Source organism: Rhizobium sp. 768_B6_N1_8, from assembly GCF_051811225.1.
GTDB lineage: Bacteria > Pseudomonadota > Alphaproteobacteria > Rhizobiales > Rhizobiaceae > Rhizobium.
Genome location: NZ_JBPWPV010000005.1, coordinates 21928 through 38890 on the forward strand (window position 1 = coordinate 21928; position 16963 = coordinate 38890).

The window sequence follows — 16963 nt, forward strand, 5'->3', positions numbered from 1 at the left end:
TGACATCACGAGGCTCCGCCCCACGGGCGGAGCCTTTCCCGTATCGGAACGGCGGCGCGCAATTAGCGCCCGTCGAACCTGGCGAGCATCTTGCGCAACTGCGCGTTCTGCTCGATGAGTTTCTTTGCAAGCTGGCGCCGGAGCGCAGCAACCTCCACATCCAGGTTAGCCATTTCATCCGCGAAAGATTTTGGGCCGGCAGCGACGGCAGGGGCGACCTCGTCGGTTTGGGCGACGGAAACCACCGGCTCCACGATCGGCTTAATCTTCTTTTGGCGTGCCGGCGCTCGCTCGACCGGTGTTTCGGCAGCTCGGGTCGGCGTGGGAGCAGGCGGCTTCTCGTCAGGCTGTTGCGATGTGGGGAGCGCTGCCGGCTCCTCGTTTCTGGCTGGGGCCGCAGGAGCTTTCGCTACAACTGGTGTCGCCGTTTCGGTGTCCGTCGAGTCAGTATCTGGGTCGCGCAGGTTTGCCTCGACTTGCGCCTCGGAGTCGGCCTCCGCGGAGCGGTCGGGCACCGCTGGTTCAATGTCCGGGTGTTCCTCTTCGAGGGAGGGTCTGTATTCGAGAGCAATGGTCTTCGGCGCGACTGCTGGGCTCTCGTCATGGCTATCTGGTTTCGGTTTACGTGACACCAGGTCAGCCACAAATCTCCATGGTGTTCTCATCGCATTTACCTTCAAAGCATGGCGGCGGGGACATTGCCGCGGTCATTCATTGTCACCAAAACCGCATTGATCTCGGGTCAATCATACGAAAGATCGGCGGCGCCATCGCATGGAATAGGTGGCGCCGCTCAAAAACCGAAATCAGCCCTTGCCAAGGCGCTTGCGCAGATCTGCATTCTCTGCGCGCAGCTTTTCGGAGAGCTCCTTGCGAAGCTGCTTGTTCTCTTCCTCAAGCTTGATGAGGTCGGCGATATCGTCGATGACGTCAACAGAGGTAGCGACCGGAGCGGAAGCAGCAGCTCCAACGCGGGGCGCGCGACTCGCGGCCGCCTTCGGTGTGGCAACCGGCTTTTCCGCCTTGACCGGAACCACTTTGGAGCCGCGCTTCGCACGTGTCTTCTTGGCCGGCTTTTCTACCGGTGCAGAGGTAGCATTGACGGTGCTAGCTTCTGCGACAGCTTTCGGCGTGCGTGGCTTGCGGGTCTTCTTCTCAACGGCGGCTGCGGCCGGCGCTTCGGTCGTGGCAGGGGTCTCAATCGCGGTTTCGTCAGCCATCAGTGTTCTCCTCTGTTAGGCGGTCAAGCTTTCGATTCGCCTTTACTCAAAGTCAATGTGGGGAGCCGTGCTTTCGCCTGCATTCGGCGTTTGCCAGGCCGCCATCTCTATCGGGTAGTCAAAGTCGGACCACGCATCGAGCGAGGTCTGGCTTTTTTTGGGTGCCATACGGAGAGGGAAAAACCTGCTCAGTATCCGATGATGATGCCGACGGGATTGCCGTCGTCAAGGATGAGCGGTGCCCCCAATTTCGAATTGGCAGCAGAGCCGCCAACACGAAATCGGCTCCCCCACTCCCCGGCGCTGCCGGTCGCTTCAGCGATCCCTGACATCGTCATTCCCTATCCGGCGTCGCTGATCGTCTTTCACATAGGAGATCAGACAATGACCTACGAAATCGAATGCCAGATCGAAGAACTTCGTGCGGAATTGCGTAATGCTTTGGAGCCTTGCGAGCGCCGCCAGATCGAAGCCGAGCTCGATCTCGCACAGGCCGAACTGACGGTCGCGATAGCCGAGCTGGAGGGCCGCGTCGATGCGGAGCCACCGTTCTGAGGGGCGGCGTCAAACCGCGTCTTCATCACACGCTGTCGCAGATCTCATGTCGATCCCATTTCATCGACATAAGGGATAGTGCGTCCCGGGCGTCTGGCTGCAACCTGATAACGCCAGAATTTCCCCCGCCTCCGGCTCCTCGCGGACCAAAATTCAGTCGCCATCAGGTCCTCCGCTCCACTTCAGCCCTGCGGGTGCAGCCCTCCTTCCCGGTCCGCCCTTCATCCCCGCAATGAAGCGCAATCAACCGGAGATCCATGATGCAACAGCTCGCAAAATTCCTTACCGCCACCGGCCGCCGTCTTCGCACCCTCGGAAAGATTGTCTGTCACCTTTTCCGTAAGGGAAAGCTCGGTCTGAAGATCGCTATCAAGATCCCGTTTTTCGCAGACGTCGAGTTCAACATTGAGACCGAATGGGAACGGCGCAAGTGAGCGCCGACAGGCTCGGCCTTAACCGGCCGAGCCGTCTAGCACCAGGGTTCCCGACGGCCTGTCCAGGTCCGGGCCAGTCCTTCCGAGACCAGGATATCGCCGAGGCTACGGCGATTTCGCACGAGAACCCGAAGTGCACGGCCGTAGCGGTCCATGTTGCGACCGGGCCATGCCCGAAATTGAAATGGTCCCTGATTCACCAGTTCGATCAGCCGCTCCGTCGCGCGATTGCCAAGAGCCAATTCTGAGGCGCATTTTGGTTCGCTGATCTCAGGTGCGTCGATGTCTGCAACCCGGACTTTCGTGCCATCGATCCAAAGTGTATCGCCATCGATAACGCAACTGATCCGATGACCGTTGGCACATTTTTCAAACCTTACCGAAACCATGTTCGCCGCGGCCAGTGTCATCGTTGGATCACTGACCGTGAGGGCGATGGCGCTTATGATGCCAAGAACAAATGTGAGGATCGCGAGGTCGTGTTGCTTTCTCCTTTCCCGGAAGAAAAGCCGGGGTTCTTGCGAATATGCCAAACTTAAAATGCTCCCGTTTTATCGTGGTCGATGTGTGAAGTTAGCTAGTGTCTGCGAGAGATCGCCGACTTTCAATGACGGACTGCCGAAGGGGTGACCCGGTATCCGCGGCTTCGCTTCCGGCGGAGAAGATCGAGGAAGGTAGCGACAGCATCTTGCTCTCTGGCAAAATGCTGGACCTTCATCTGGCCCTGGCCTCCAATCCGGCCCCAGCGACGTGTCAGGCAGATCTCGCCGAACAGATTGGGCTCGATCGTCATCGCATAAAAGCGGGCCATGTTGCGGGCTTCGTCCGTGCGTTCGACATAGAGTCGGTAGGGTTGAATGAGCATGCCAGCATAATCGCGCGATCGCCAATTTTCGTCCAACGAGAGATATGAATCGATTGCGTCTGACCGATTCATTTCCGTGAAGTTCCGGTGAACACTATGGGCGGTTCGCCTACGGCGTTCAGCTCTATCCGCTGGGGCGAACGAAGCCCAAAGGTCTTCGCCCATCCGGGTCACGATCTTCCCGCGAACGCCAGGCGCCATCAGTGCAAACGGTCGCCGATCAATATCCGAGGAAGCCGAGGACATCGCCGCCATAGAACTCTCCGTAGCCGTCAGGAAGGCCAATGACTTCCCCACTGTCCTTGTCGATCAGCGCGCCGTCGGCTTCGCGTACCACCGCCGTGATGCCATGCTTGCGGCATTCATCGATCGCCTGGGCCACTGTCACCTGTGCTTCGCATGCTTCCCAATATCTCACCGTTGGGTCCTCGATCTATCGCACAGCCGGTTCATGCGTGCCGGAAGAGTTTTTGTGAAACCGGTTCTCTCCGACACAGGCCTTCATGTCCTCGCGGCGGAACCAGACGGCGCGCCCGCATCGAAGGGGTGCGTTGCCCGAGGTGAAGACGATCTGTTCGTCGGCGCGCATGCGCAGCACCTCATGCGGAAGGATCAACGGTCGGCGGTTGAGTTGCTTCGACCGCGACCTCGACGATCCTTTCATTCCGGACGAGCGATTGGTCTGGTCGACCTCGACCGTGGTGTCACCGCATCGTTTGGAGATGTAGTCTGCGGTATCAGGATCGTTGATCGCCGCGAACGAAATCCACGACGCGGATTCGAACCATTTGCTCGTCGCATCACGCCCGCCATAAGCCTCGCGCATCTGGCCGAGCGACTGGAAGATCATCGTCAGCGTGATGCCGTATTTGCGGCCTGCATCGCGCGCGGTTTCGAGGATGCGCAGATAGCCGAGACGAGCCACCTCGTCGAGTAGGAAGAGTGTGCGATCCTTCACGTCGCCTTTGCGGTTATAGATCGCGTTCAGCAGCGAGCCGATGACGACGCGCGCGAAGCCCGGGTGGGCTTCCAGCACTTTCAGATCGAGCGCGATGAAGATATCGGTCTCGCCGTCTGCGAGATCGTCGGTCGAGAAACTGTCGCCGGAGACAAGACGGGCGAAATTTGGATAGGACAGCCAGTGTGTTTCCTTGACGGCATTGGCATAGACACCGGAAAACGTCTCCGGTGTCATGTTGACGAAGACGGACACGTTCTCCTTCACGAAATCCGAATCCGACCCTTCATAGATCTTCGTCAGGCGCGCCCGAAGTTTTGGCTCGGGTTCGGACAGATTGGCGCGGACCTGGCGCAAAGTCTGGTCTTTTTCGTCGGTATGGCCGGACAGACAAACGTCGGCGATGAGTGCGGTCAGAAGCTGCATGGCCGAGGCCCGAAAGAAATCGTCACGGGCAGATGCCGTGCGCGCGTTGTCGGTCATGATCCACGTCGCAACGGCGACGATATCCTCTTCCTTAGTATTGCCATGACGACCGATCCAGTCGAGCGCATTGAAGCCGACACCAGACGCGGTTGGTTCGAGCACGATTACCTTGCGGCCGGCCTGACGCCGATGTTCGGAAACCATCGGCGCGACCTCGCTCGACGGATCCAGCACAACGAGACCGCCGCCCCATTTGAGCGCGGTCGGGATCGTCACCGAGGTCGTCTTGAAGCCACCGGATCCGGCAAAGACGATGCCATGCGACGATCCGAAGGAACCATCAAAGCAGAGCAGCGGCGACCTGCCGCCGGCACCCCAGCTTTGCGGTTCATCAGCGCGAAACTGCATGGTGGCAACACTATCGCGGTCGACACGATATCGCTCGCCGATGACGATGCCACCGTGCTCGGGAAACAGCTTTGCAGCCTCCTGCATCTTCATCCAGTCGGCCTCGCCGTGGACCGCACGCCTGCCACCGATGCGCTTTGGTGCCGCCGTTGCGAAGGCGGCATTGCCCTTGATCGAAACCCGCAAAGCGAAGACGCTTCCAAGGAAAGCGATGCCGGCGCCAATCAACGTTGCCGGATCGGCATAGGCGAGAACCGATTGTCCGGCTGGCACATTGCCGGCAATACCAGCCAAGCGAATGGCCTCGCGTGTCATAGCGATGATGATGACCGCAGCACTGCCAGCCTGCACGCTCGAACCGGCGGCCTTGATGTTCGTCGAACCGTTGCTCGCGAACAGCGCAACAACGCCGATCGCGGCGGCGGCTACATAGGGCAGGGCGAGCCCTGCGCGGCCCAGCATCAGCTTTGCCGGCGTTGATGTCCCGAGCGCGGCAAGCCGATGTTCAAGGCCTGACATCAGGACCATCGCTGTGATCATGATTGCCGCGGGCAGGATTGTCAGAAGCAGCTTATTCGCCGTCATTGCCGAAGGCCTCCGCGCCGATTGCCATCAGTCGAGCCTTCTCCGTCTCGTCGCCCTTGATCCGCCTGCCGGCGTCGATCAGCAGGCCGAGCAGCAAAGAACGCTTCTCGTAGCGTAGTCCCGCCTTGACGATCAGGCCGCCGAGTTCGATTTTTTCGCGCGTGTCCTTTTTGCGCGCATCTGATGTCATTGCCTTGGCCATCCGCTCAAGCCTCACCAAGGCCGCCCGCATCCGCGCCAGGCGACTGCGTCGCGGACGTCCCGCTTGCGGTTCGGCCATCTCCGGGATCCTTCTTCCCGGTCGCAACGCCTTTGCCTCCGCGAAACCGTTTGGCGACGTCCTCGAAGGCCGCCTGAAGCTCTGCCTCGTCAATCTCGATTTCCCCGAGACCGCCCTTCAGCGCGATGCGGCCGATGCGTTCGGCCTCACGGGTCTCGGCCTGCTTCAGCTGATCCTGCAATCTTGCGATCTCTTCCCTGATCCGCGACGACGGTTTCTTCATTCCGGTTGCTCCTTTGAAGTCTGGGCGTTGCACTTGCGACGCCTAGATTCTTCCGGATATGCTTGAATTGAAATCTGCAGATCTGCAGATCGCCAGAGGCGATGCTTTTGTGGATGATCCCGCCGTTCCGAAGGAGCGGTTCCAAGGGCGCAATTATACGTCGCGATGCGACGTGTTGCTTCAAAGCCCTGGCGGCCCCGGCTTCGCCGCCGCTCTGGACGAACATGGTTCTAACCGGGAGCGCATTTCGCCGTGGCCATCGCCCATTTCTCAGCCAGCATTGTCAGCCGCGGCTCCGGCCGCAGCGTCGTGCTGTCTGCGGCCTACCGGCATTGCGCTAAAATGGAATATGAGCGCGAGGCCCGCACCATCGATTACACGCGCAAGCAGGGCCTTCTGCACGAGGAATTCGTCCTGCCGCCCGCTGCCCCGAAATGGGTTCGTTCGCTCATCGCCGACCGCTCTGTTTCAGGAGCGTCGGAAGCCTTCTGGAACAGAGTCGAGGCTTTCGAAAAACGTTCCGATGCCCAGCTCGCCCGCGACCTGACGATTGCGCTACCGCTGGAACTGTCTGCCGAGCAGAACATTGCGCTGGTGCGGGACTTCGTCGACAAGAATATCCTCGCAAAGGGTATGGTCGCGGACTGGGTCTACCATGACAATCCCGGCAATCCGCATATCCACCTGATGACCACATTGCGTCCGCTCACCGAGGACGGGTTCGGGTCAAAGAAGGTCGCGGTGACCGGCGAGGATGGCCAGCCTGTCCGCACAAAAACGGGAAAAATCCTCTACGAACTGTGGGCCGGGTCGGCAGACGACTTTAACGTTCTCAGGGACGGGTGGTTCGAACGGTTGAACCATCATCTGGCGCTTGGCGGCATCGATCTCCGTATCGATGGCCGCTCTTACGAAAAGCAGGGTATTGATCTCGAACCGACCATCCATCTTGGCGTTGGTGCCAAGGCGATCGAGCGCAAGGCGGAGAGCCAAGGTATCCGCCCGGAACTGGAACGGGTCGAACTGAACGACGCGCGCCGCGCCGAAAACACCCGCCGCATTGTCAAGAATCCTGCCATCGTGCTCGACCTGATCACGCGGGAGAAGAGCGTCTTCGACGAGCGCGACGTGGCAAAGGTCCTGCACCGCTATGTCGACGATCCCGCCGTCTTCCAGCAACTAATGATCAGGATCATCCTGAGCCCGGATGTCTTGCGCCTGCAGCGTGAAACGATCGAATTCGCGACCGGAGAGAAACTTCCGGCGCGTTATTCGACGCGGGCGATGATCCGGCTCGAAGCCACCATGGCGCGGCAGTCGATGTGGCTGTCGAACCAGGAGGGGCGCCGCGTTTCCGATACAGTACTGGATGCGACATTCAGGCGTCATGAGCGACTGTCGGACGAACAGAAAACCGCGATCGAGCGCATTGCCGGTCCAGCCCGCATCGCCGCTGTCGTTGGCCGCGCCGGCGCTGGCAAGACCACAATGATGAAGGCGGCGCGCGAGGCATGGGGACTGGCCGGATACCGTGTCGTCGGTGGTGCGCTGGCGGGAAAGGCGGCCGAGGGTCTGGAGAAGGAAGCAGGGATTGTTTCCCGCACGCTCGCCTCGTGGGAACTGCGTTGGGGCAGCGGTCGAGACGTCCTGGATGACAAGACCGTTTTCGTCATGGACGAGGCCGGCATGGTCGCATCGAAACAAATGGCTGGCTTTGTGGATGCCGTGGTTCGGGCCGGTGCGAAAATCGTGCTGGTCGGCGATCCGGAACAGCTTCAGCCGATCGAGGCGGGGGCGGCTTTCCGCGCTATCGTCGATCGGATCGGCTATGCCGAACTGGAGACGATCTATCGCCAGCGCGAGGACTGGATGCGCAAGGCGTCGCTTGATCTGGCGCGAGGCAATGTCGAGAAGGCGCTGGCGGCTTATGACGCCAACGTCAGGATCACGGGCACGCGATTGAAGGCGGAAGCCGTCGAGACGCTGATCGCCGACTGGAACCACGATCACGACCAGACGAAGACGACGCTGATCCTCGCCCATCTGCGCCGCGATGTTCGCATGCTCAATGTCATGGCCCGAGAAAAGCTCGTCGAACGCGGTATCGTCGGAGAAGGCCACGTCTTCAGAACTGCCGACGGTGAACGCCGTTTCGACGTCGGTGACCAGATCGTCTTCCTGAAGAACGAGGGATCGCTCGGCGTCAAGAACGGCATGATCGCACATGTTGTCGAGGCCGCGCCGAACCGCATCGTGGCGATGGTCGGAGAAGGCGATCAGCGGCGGCAGGTCACTGTCGAACAGCGCTTCTACAGCAATCTCGATCACGGCTACGCCACGACGATCCACAAGAGCCAGGGTGCGACCGTCGACAAGGTCAAGGTGCTGGCGTCGCTCTCGCTCGACCGGCATCTCACCTATGTGGCGATGACCCGCCATCGCGAGGATCTGCAGCTTTATTATGGCCAGCGATCCTTTGCTTATAGAGGCGGACTTTCGAAGGTTCTCTCCCGCAGGAATGCCAAGGAAACCACGCTCGATTACGAGCGCGGCACGCTTTACCGGCAGGCGCTGCAGTTCGCGGAGAACCGCGGCCTGCACATCATGCAGGTGGCGCGTACGCTTGTCCGCGACCGGCTCGACTGGACATTGCGCCAGAAGGACAGACTGGCTGATCTCACCCGACGGCTTCGGGCGCTCGGTGAGCGTCTCGGCCTGCAGCAATCCCGAAACACTCAAACGATGAAGGAGACCGCGCCGATGGTCGCAGGCATCAAGACATTCCCCGGTTCTGTCGCTGACACAGTCGGTGACAGGCTCGGCGCCGATCACGCCCTGAAGCAGCAATGGGAGGAGGTCTCCGCGCGCTTCCGCTACGTCTTCGCCGATCCCGAAACGGCATTCCGGGCGATGAACTTCGACGATGTTCTCGCCAACAAGGAGATCGCGCGTCAGGCGTTGCAGAAGGTCGAGACCGATCCGGCGTCGATCGGGCCGCTGAAAGGCAAGACCGGGATCCTCGCCAGCAAGGTAGATCGCGAGGCACGCCGGGTGGCGGAGGTCAACGTGCCCGCCCTGAAGCGCGATCTCGAGCAGTATCTGCGGATGCGCGAAACTGCTACGCAGAAGCTGCAGACGGAAGAGCAGGTATTGCGTCAGCGCGTTTCCATCGACATTCCGGCGCTGTCACCAGCGGCGCGTGTCGTGCTGGAGCGAGTGCGTGATGCTATCGACCGCAACGACCTGCCGGCGGCGATGGGATACGCGCTCAGCAACCGGGAAACCAAGCAGGAGATCGACGGGTTCAACCAGGCGGTTACCGAGCGGTTCGGGGAGCGTACGCTGCTTGCCAACACCGCACCCGAGCCGTCGGGAACGCTGTACGAAAAGCTCTCCGAGGGTATGAAGCCGGAGCAAAAGGAGCAGTTGAAAGAAGCCTGGCCGGTGATGCGGACAGCGCAGCAGCTTGCTGCTCACGAGCGCACGGCACAGACACTGAAGCAGGTCGAGGAATTACGCCTGACGCAACGCCAGTCTCCGGTGATGAAGCAATGAGCCGGCGCTACGCCATCACGATCGTGAGTGCTTCCACAGTCATCATCAGCGCCTTCGTGACAGGTGCTGCGGTCGGTGGCTACCGGATCAACATGACGCCGAGTGAACCGCTCGGGCTCTGGCGGATCGAGCAGATTCATCGCCCTGTCGAGGTTGGTGATCTGGTCTTCATTTGCCCGCCGGCGAGCGCGAAGTTCGAGCAAGCGCGCCGTCGCGGTTATTTCCGCCGCGGTCTGTGCGTTGGGGGCGTCGCACCCCTGATCAAGTCCGTCGTGGCGTTGCCCGGCCAGCATGTTGAAATCACCGGTCACGTCGTCATCGATGGTACCGTTCTCGCCAGCTCAGCCGTCCACGACAGGGATGGCGAGGGCAGGTTGCTTGTGCCCGATCCTGGCGGCGTCGTGCCGCCCAAAACCCTGTTTCTCCATTCATCCTTTGCGAGCTCCTATGACAGCCGATATTTTGGTCCAGTTCCGGATTCCGGTCTTCTTGGCCTGGCGCGGCCGATCATCACCTTCGATCCGTGACAATGCTGGTGGCCAAGTGGACGATCGATGGAAGTCTGCTCTGCTTGTCATCGCCTCCGTCATCTGCGGCTGGCTCGGCTGGAGTGGAAACGTGTATCTTCTCCCGGTCGCTATGATCTTCCCGGCGCTTTGGGCGCGGTCGCGGTCGCGCTGGGTCGCAGCACTTGTTTCGGCCGGGTATTTCCTCGCCGCCTCACGGGGCCTGCCGCAGGGCGTCGCCAACTTTTATGCCGCCGATCTCTGGCCTGGCATTCTGCTCTGGGTGACGGCTTCGGTGTCGTTCATTGGCGTACATGCCGCACTCTTGACGAAGCGTCCTGGTGAATTTGCGTCTGGGATGAGGGCAGCGGGTTCGGGAAGGGCCGTGCGTTATCTGCTGGCGATGGTGTTGACGGGGCTGCCGCCCTTCGGCATCACCGGATGGGCGCATCCGCTGACGGCGGCTGGCGTATTGTTTCCAGGATGGGGGTGGTGGGGCCTCGTCGCGACCGCGATTCTGTTGGTCGTCATGACCGGTCGAAGATGGCAAATCGCGGTCGCAGTCCTAGGAGGACTTTACGTCTGGCCCGCCACGGACTGGACGTCCCACAGGCTAACACCCGGATGGACGAGCGTCGATCTCGAAATGGGAGAAAGCCTCGGCCGCGATTTGTCGCTCACGTATAACCGTGGCCTGATCGCTACGGTTCGCAAAGCCACCGCTCATAAAGACGGCATCCGTGTCGTTATTCTCCCCGAAAGCACGCTCGGCTTGTGGACGCCGACAGTTCAGCGCGTCTGGCAAGAGGGGCTGCGAGGCTCCGGCCTCACCATCATCGCCGGTGCAGCCATCGTCGATCCGCGGGGCTACGACAATGTTATGGTGACGATCTCGATCGACGCGGCGGATGTGCTTTATCGCGAGCGCATGCCAGTCCCCGGATCGATGTGGCAGCCGTGGCTACAATGGACCGGGCAGGGCGGTGGCGCGCGGGCCGACTTCTTCGCCAATCCAGTGGTCGAGGTTGACGGAGTGAGGATCGCGCCGCTGATCTGCTACGAGCAGCTCATTCTCTGGCCGGTCCTGCAATCGATGCTGTATTCGCCTGAGGTAATTGTTGCTGTTGGCAATGGCTGGTGGACCGAAAACACTTCAATCGTCGCCATTCAGAAAGCGAGCGCGATCGCTTGGGCTCGGCTCTTCGACCTTCCCATCGTTATGGCGTTCAACACATAGGGAGTTCCTGGGATGCTCGATGCCGCCCTTATCCAGCAATGCGCCGATCCTTCCCTTAAGCCTGCGATCGTTGAGCAGTTCATCGCGAAGGCCGGATCGCAGGACCCGTTGACTATCACGGTTCGCTCAGGAAACCGCGTTGTGCGCGTGCCAAAACCGAAGACGCCGGAAGAGGCGCTGGCTCTGATCCGCGACAATCTCGGTCGCAACACGGTTCGCGTGGGTATCACCCAGTATCCGGCAGGCCTTGGCATTGTCGAGGCCGGTCAGTTGAAGCCGGATTTGGTCGAGCCATGTGAGAATATCCGCATGGGGACGACGCTCTTTGCCAAGGTCGTTCGCATCGTTTCGAAATGGTATGGTAATCCCACCGCGAAAGAAGTCCTGCCTCAGGTTATGGATGATGCGGTCCTTGCCTGGCAGACGGGATATTTCGAAGGGGTAGCGGTATTCCGGGCGGAGGATCCGGCGCAGGACAAAATCGCTCGCCCCGCCACCGCCGATTCCGAAGAATCTGAAAATCGCACTGACCTTAATAAGGATAACGCCGCCGCGGCAACCGTGACCGACACGGGAGCGTCTGATCCGAACAAGGCAGGCATGAGGATCGATCTTTCGGGGATCGGTTCAAGGCCTTGACCAAGAGCTCTCTGCAGATCTGCAGACCGATTGTTTCTCCATGCCCTAGCGGAAACGCTCTGGTGCTTTTATAAGACGAGGCAGGGCAGTACGCGCTGCCCGGGGGTGTGGAAACCCTTCCTAGCGGTTGGCGCCGGCCGATACGGCGCCAGAATCCTCTGACCAATTGGCCGGGGGCCTGTGACGTATGTCCAGGCGCCTCGGTGCTAAAGGTCTCAGGACTGTCTAGGACGGTTTCCAACCCCCGGCTTGGGATCAGGGATTGACGTTTGCGGGGGCGTACCGCAGACAATGTCTCAAGGTTGGACCACCGATGGATTTGAAAGATTCAGCAGTGTCGGACACATGTGAACTGCGCCCGGTGATCGGGCTCACGCGCGGGCTGCCAAGCGTGGACATCGAGACTTTGGCGATCAACGCCATCCGGCTGCACAGACAGCTCGTCGAAAAGGCGGATCAGTTTTTCCGGGCGTTGCCGGAGGATTATCAGACTGGAAAATCTGTCGGGGGCGAACAGCATCTCGAATACATCGAAGCAATGATCGAGATGCATGCGCAGATGAGCGCAGTTAGCACTCTGATAGGCCTTCTCGGCTACATCCCGAAAGTGTCGGTCAACTAAACACCGGCTAGATGAGGCCAGCACGGATGGCCAGTGCCACCAGATGCGGCATCGTATGGATCTGGAAGCGCTTTCTCGCCTCCTCAAGTTTGCTTTTCACGGAATTGTATTTGACGCCTTCGAGGTCGGCAGCTTCTTCCATCGTCTTGCCGACCGAGATCCAGTTGAGGTACGCGGCCTCCTTCGGGTCGAGCCATGCCGGGTACTGTGCCGTCGGCGTTAGGGGCAACAGAGTCAGGCGGGTGTGAAGCTGCCCAACAGCGGCGGCTGCCGCGACAGGATCGATATCGCGTTCGAGGTCAATTGAGGATTTGTCAGAAGCGAGCGTGAACATGGACGTCGATCCGTTGGCCGCTCGGATGGGGACGGTGACTCCAGAGCGGATCCCGAAATCTGCTGCCTGTTTGAAGAACGCCCTTTCCTCCTTGGATAGGTGACGCCGTTCATCCTCCCCGCTCCATGTAAACACCCGCTTCTGCGACTTTGCGCGGTTTACGATCGGATCGACGGCCTCGAATTTTCTTTTGAAATAGATCGACCGCCAATCGGAAGGGTAATTTGATGCGGCGATCGTGTGGCCCGGTCGAATGTATAGATAGGCATAGCCGGAAAAACCCGCTTGATGGGCAAGATGGGTCAAAGCGTCCTTGAGAACATTCTCATCGCCCCGAAGCGCAGCAAGGTCGATGAGCTTGTCCAGCCAATGTTGCATATTTTACTCCGTAAATTGTCAGGTGGGACAGGTCACGAGATCCTCCTCACTGCTTGTGCTTTGGTAAATATACAAGCAAAGATTGCATAATTGGGTTTATGGAACTCGGGAGTGAAGGTGAAAAGCCGATGTCGGTTGATCGCGTCATTTGACATGCGATCGTTGCGGTTCAACCGTAGCCTCGCGCACGGCGTGACCTTGCCGTAGTCGCGTACGGCAACCTCCAGGCTCAAACCTAACCACGCATTGCTTCCATACCTCCGCTTTTCCTTGCGGCCAATACTTGCGAAGCGTATTGAACGTGGCAAGTAGGATGATTTTGCAGAGGTAGTATGAAAAACCAGACTATAGCGGCACGAGTTTACGGGGAAGATTGTGAAGGCTGCGTAGGACCCGAACAAATCGACGTTATGCGCTTCCAGCGGGCAATCAGGGCTATCACCGGCAAGTGGAAAATCGAAATCGTATGCAGCCTGGTCAATGGTTCGATGCGTTTCGGCGAACTTCGCCGTTCCCTGCCGGGTATAACCCAGCATATGCTTACCGAGCAGCTCCGCGACCTTGCTTGCAACGGCATCGTCATTCGCACCGCGTATGCCGAGATCCCTCCGCGGGTCGAATACGCGTTATCCCAAGCCGGCATCGACCTCATGCCGACCTTCGCGACGTTGCGCGATTGGGCCTTGCGTTACGAAAATCAGTTGGCGGAGTAAGATCGCAAACCTTCATCTTTGTGACTGGTTTCTTTCGCTTGGCTTTCACATGTGCTTGGTATCGCTCGTGAAACGTATGGCCGTTGTCGGTCACCCGAAGCCGACAGCTCGACCAGCGGATAGACTGCAAGCGTAGCCGCTCAAGAACTGCCGCCGTTCAACTGAGTTTTCGACTTCGGCTTACGCACCGCCCGTCAACCATCCATCAAAGCCAACGCCCATCATCGTTCGTCCTGTAGAACGCTAAGTGCAGGATTTGCAGACTACAGCCCCCATCGTTCTTGCTGCACATATGAAGACGACGGCGCTTCGCCGTAACTTCAAGGAGAAAGACGATGACGGACAGGTTTAAAGACAAGGTCGTAGTGATCACGGGCGGCTCGAGCGGTATCGGTCTTGCGGCGGCGAAGGCATTTTCTGCCGAGGGTGCGTCAGTATTCATCACGGGCCGCCGCCAGGACGCACTGGACGCAGCGGTGAAGCAGATTGGCGGCCGAGTCACTGCGGTCCGTGGCGATACGGCTGACCTTGCTGATATCGATCGGCTTTACGACGCTGTTCAGCAAAAGCATGCACAGATTGACATATTGTTCGCCAATGCGGGCGGAGGAGAAATGGTTGCACTCGGCGCGATTACTGAGGAGCACTATCAGCAGACGTTCGACTCGAATGTGAAGGGGGTCCTTTTCACAGTTCAAAAGGCGCTGCCGCTTCTGAAAGACGGCGCCTCCGTCATTCTGACAAGCTCTACCACAAGCATTTCCGGCACGCCGGCCTTCAGCGTCTATTCGGCGACAAAGGCAGCGGTGCGCAACTTCGCCCGCAACTGGATGCTCGATCTTAAGGACCGGCACATCCGCGTCAATGCGATCAGCCCAGGAGTGACCGATACTGCAGGACTCGACCAGTTGTTCGGCGGCGGCGCGCAGGCGCAGGGAACCAAAGATTACCTGGCGGGCCTCATCCCCGCAGGCCGGGTCGGCCAACCTGAAGAGATCGCAAAGTCCGTGCTGTTCCTTGCGTCCGATGACGCTAGCTTCATCAACGGAATTGAACTCTTCGTCGATGGTGGCTTGGCTCAAATCTGAAGTGCCACGTGTCGCCAAGAAACTCGGCGCAATCCCGTCGCCGAGGTTCGGCGTCCTCTCAAGGAAAGATGTCATGATACAGTCTAACGAATCTGCGGAGCGGATCCGCGAGTTGCTCGACCGGAACCTCCAGGAGGTTTTCGGCGAAAACGATGGCGTGCGGCGGCGCGCGGCGATCGGCGAGCTTTGGGCAGCGGACGCCGTTCTCTACGTGCCCCCTGGTGCAATCACCGGGCACGAAGCGATCGATAAGTTCGCTGGCGATCTGCGGGAGACGCATCCCCACTACGTCTACACACCGCATGGCAATCCTCAAGTGCTCCATAACGCGGGGCGATTGGCTTGGGGTTCCGGGCCTCGTGGTGAGACGCCTGAATATACCGGCTGGGATGTCATCACGGTCCGCGATGGCAAGATCACGGCACTCTACGTCTTCCTCGACGAGACCTCGGATGAGTTTCGCCGGGCTAGCGGTGAACCATCTACCTTGTAATCCGGCCCTAACGACATCCGGCCCGGCAATAGTCGTTCGCAATTCTAAGGAGTTATACCGTGAACGCGAAATCATTTCCTCACCAAATCGAATCTGCTTCGAGGAGGCAAGTGCTGCTCAGCCTTTCGAAAGGCTTGGTAGTCGCGACGATGGGCGGACTTTCGTCGAGGGCGCTCGCACAGAACTCGTCATCTTCAATCGCCCCTGCCACGTCAGCGATTGTTCCTTTTCGTGTCTCCGTCCCGCAAGATGCGATAGACGATCTCAAGCTGCGCCTCCGTATGGTGCGCTTCCCTGAGCAGGAAACTGCGCCCGATTGGGCTCAGGGCGTCCCGTTGGAAAAGGCCGAGGCGCTTATCGATTATTGGCGTGATAACTATGACTGGCGGCGCTTCGAGCGGCGTATCAATGCTGTTCCGCAGTACCGCACTGAAATCGACGGCCTTGGCATCCACTTCATCCATGTGCGATCAAAGCATGCAGGGGCGCTCCCGATGATTTTGACGCATGGGTGGCCGGGGTCGATCGTCGAGTTCTTAGATGTAATCGGCCCGCTCACCGATCCGACGAAACATGGCGGCCTCGCGGAGGACGCATTCGATGTGGTAATTCCCTCGTTGCCGGGTTTTGCCTGGTCAGACAAGCCTAGCGAGACCGGTTGGACCGTTGAGCGGACGGCCCGCGCATGGGCCACGCTGATGCAACGACTCGGGTATACGCGCTGGGTGGCCCAGGGCGGAGACTGGGGTTCTGGAGTCACGCATGCCCTTGGCCACCTTCGGCCCGAAGGGCTGATTGCGGCGCACGTCAACTGGCAGTTCGTCGTGCCCGAGACGCTGCCCACACATCCGACACCTGAGGAGCAAATAGCCATTAATGGCGTCAAACGCTTTACGGGAGACGGCTACGGGTACTTCCGCGAACAAGCCACCCGGCCGCAGACGATCGGGTACGGACTGGCGGATTCTCCCGTCGGACAGGCGATGTGGATCTACGAGAAATTTCAAGCTTGGACCGACAATAAAGGCCAGCCCGAAGATGCGCTGAGTATGGACGCAATGCTTGACGACATCTCGGTCTACTGGTTCACCAACTCAGCGGCATCGTCGGCCAGATTCTACTGGGAGAACGCGCGCAACGGACGCGGTGCCAATGCCGGTCGCATCGAACTACCGATGGCCGCGACAGTGTTCCCGCACGAGATATTCACGACAACCAAGGCATGGGCTCAGGCGCTCTGGCCCAACCTGTTCTACTGGAACAAGGTCGATCGCGGGGGGCATTTCGCAGCCTTCGAACAGCCAGCGATTTTCACGGATGAGATGCGCAAAGCATTCCGGACCATCCGCCGCGAATAGTCCCAGGCCTCGTTCCCGAGCCGGTAATTTTAACAGCGCTAGCATCGCGCTCGTCAAACGTATCCACAGCTGCCGGGCATGTTCGG

General features: G+C 59.6%; 21 protein-coding genes. 11 read left to right on the forward strand and 10 right to left on the reverse strand.

What is annotated here, in order from left to right; translation table 11 throughout:
• Positions 1–62: 62 nt before the first annotated feature.
• The 3 genes from AB8B33_RS38325 to AB8B33_RS38335 all read right to left on the reverse strand — a co-directional run bounded on the left by AB8B33_RS38325 (position 63) and on the right by AB8B33_RS38335 (position 1552).
• Positions 63–644, reverse strand: a complete 582-nt coding sequence (locus AB8B33_RS38325) for a hypothetical protein (RefSeq protein ID WP_439019419.1) — start codon at positions 642–644, stop codon at positions 63–65.
• Positions 645–806: 162 nt separating this feature from the next.
• On the reverse strand, positions 807–1220 hold the full coding sequence (locus AB8B33_RS38330) for a SyrB-like regulator (protein WP_439019420.1): 414 nt from the start codon (positions 1218–1220) through the stop codon (positions 807–809).
• A gap of 188 nt (positions 1221–1408) precedes the next feature.
• A complete protein-coding gene (locus AB8B33_RS38335) occupies positions 1409–1552 on the reverse strand; it encodes a hypothetical protein (protein WP_439019421.1) in 144 nt (47 codons plus the stop codon).
• A gap of 52 nt (positions 1553–1604) precedes the next feature.
• Between AB8B33_RS38335 and AB8B33_RS38340 the strand changes: the two genes are divergently transcribed.
• Together AB8B33_RS38340 and AB8B33_RS38345 are read left to right on the forward strand one after the other, a co-directional pair.
• Positions 1605–1775 (forward strand): hypothetical protein, encoded by a 171-nt coding sequence (locus AB8B33_RS38340; RefSeq protein ID WP_439019422.1) that lies wholly within the window; start codon positions 1605–1607, stop codon positions 1773–1775.
• A gap of 260 nt (positions 1776–2035) precedes the next feature.
• The gene (locus AB8B33_RS38345; protein WP_439019423.1) at positions 2036–2209 is read left to right on the forward strand and encodes a hypothetical protein; all 174 of its coding nucleotides are present in this window, start codon (positions 2036–2038) and stop codon (positions 2207–2209) included.
• A 35-nt stretch (positions 2210–2244) separates the two neighbouring features.
• Here AB8B33_RS38345 and AB8B33_RS38350 read toward each other — a convergent pair whose 3' ends face one another.
• From AB8B33_RS38350 to traC, 6 genes are all read right to left on the reverse strand, one after another.
• Entirely contained in the window at positions 2245–2742 is a 498-nt protein-coding gene (locus tag AB8B33_RS38350; protein WP_439019424.1) for a thermonuclease family protein, read from the reverse strand.
• Between the two features lie 71 nt (positions 2743–2813).
• On the reverse strand, positions 2814–3146 hold the full coding sequence (locus tag AB8B33_RS38355; RefSeq protein WP_439019497.1) for a WGR domain-containing protein: 333 nt from the start codon (positions 3144–3146) through the stop codon (positions 2814–2816).
• 148 nt (positions 3147–3294) lie between these two features.
• Complete coding sequence (locus AB8B33_RS38360; protein ID WP_439019425.1) at positions 3295–3462, reverse strand: hypothetical protein; 168 nt, start codon at positions 3460–3462, stop codon at positions 3295–3297.
• Between the two features lie 45 nt (positions 3463–3507).
• The gene (gene traG / locus AB8B33_RS38365; protein ID WP_439019426.1) at positions 3508–5451 is read right to left on the reverse strand and encodes a Ti-type conjugative transfer system protein TraG; all 1944 of its coding nucleotides are present in this window, start codon (positions 5449–5451) and stop codon (positions 3508–3510) included.
• Complete coding sequence (gene traD, locus AB8B33_RS38370; protein WP_038496879.1) at positions 5438–5653, reverse strand: type IV conjugative transfer system coupling protein TraD; 216 nt, start codon at positions 5651–5653, stop codon at positions 5438–5440. The genes traG and traD overlap by 14 nt, the downstream gene beginning before the upstream one ends.
• 4 nt (positions 5654–5657) lie before the next feature.
• Entirely contained in the window at positions 5658–5954 is a 297-nt protein-coding gene (gene traC / locus AB8B33_RS38375) for a conjugal transfer protein TraC (protein WP_439019427.1), read from the reverse strand.
• A gap of 252 nt (positions 5955–6206) precedes the next feature.
• On the opposite strand from traC, the gene traA reads away from it, so the two are divergent.
• The 5 genes from traA to AB8B33_RS38400 all read left to right on the forward strand — a co-directional run bounded on the left by traA (position 6207) and on the right by AB8B33_RS38400 (position 12513).
• Positions 6207–9509, forward strand: coding sequence for a Ti-type conjugative transfer relaxase TraA (gene traA / locus AB8B33_RS38380; protein ID WP_439019428.1), 3303 nt, complete (start codon positions 6207–6209; stop codon positions 9507–9509).
• Complete coding sequence (gene traF, locus AB8B33_RS38385; RefSeq protein WP_439019429.1) at positions 9506–10036, forward strand: conjugative transfer signal peptidase TraF; 531 nt, start codon at positions 9506–9508, stop codon at positions 10034–10036. Before traA ends, traF begins: the two co-directional genes overlap by 4 nt.
• A gap of 40 nt (positions 10037–10076) precedes the next feature.
• Positions 10077–11252, forward strand: coding sequence for a conjugal transfer protein TraB (locus AB8B33_RS38390; protein WP_439019498.1), 1176 nt, complete (start codon positions 10077–10079; stop codon positions 11250–11252).
• A gap of 12 nt (positions 11253–11264) precedes the next feature.
• A complete protein-coding gene (locus AB8B33_RS38395) occupies positions 11265–11891 on the forward strand; it encodes a TraH family protein (RefSeq protein ID WP_439019430.1) in 627 nt (208 codons plus the stop codon).
• Between the two features lie 313 nt (positions 11892–12204).
• Entirely contained in the window at positions 12205–12513 is a 309-nt protein-coding gene (locus AB8B33_RS38400) for a transcriptional repressor TraM (RefSeq protein ID WP_439019431.1), read from the forward strand.
• Positions 12514–12520: 7 nt separating this feature from the next.
• On the opposite strand, the gene traR is transcribed toward AB8B33_RS38400, so the two are convergent.
• Positions 12521–13225, reverse strand: coding sequence for an autoinducer-binding transcriptional regulator TraR (gene traR, locus AB8B33_RS38405; RefSeq protein ID WP_439019432.1), 705 nt, complete (start codon positions 13223–13225; stop codon positions 12521–12523).
• A gap of 332 nt (positions 13226–13557) precedes the next feature.
• On the opposite strand from traR, the gene AB8B33_RS38410 reads away from it, so the two are divergent.
• The 4 genes from AB8B33_RS38410 (at position 13558) to AB8B33_RS38425 (ending at position 16877) form a co-directional block, all read left to right on the forward strand.
• Positions 13558–13938 (forward strand): winged helix-turn-helix transcriptional regulator, encoded by a 381-nt coding sequence (locus tag AB8B33_RS38410; protein WP_131612088.1) that lies wholly within the window; start codon positions 13558–13560, stop codon positions 13936–13938.
• A gap of 335 nt (positions 13939–14273) precedes the next feature.
• Positions 14274–15026: an SDR family NAD(P)-dependent oxidoreductase gene (locus AB8B33_RS38415; protein ID WP_130685661.1), complete on the forward strand. Its 753-nt coding sequence runs from the start codon at positions 14274–14276 to the stop codon at positions 15024–15026.
• A gap of 73 nt (positions 15027–15099) precedes the next feature.
• Entirely contained in the window at positions 15100–15519 is a 420-nt protein-coding gene (locus AB8B33_RS38420) for a nuclear transport factor 2 family protein (RefSeq protein ID WP_439019433.1), read from the forward strand.
• A gap of 59 nt (positions 15520–15578) precedes the next feature.
• On the forward strand, positions 15579–16877 hold the full coding sequence (locus tag AB8B33_RS38425; protein WP_245517490.1) for an epoxide hydrolase family protein: 1299 nt from the start codon (positions 15579–15581) through the stop codon (positions 16875–16877).
• Positions 16878–16963: the final 86 nt, after the last annotated feature.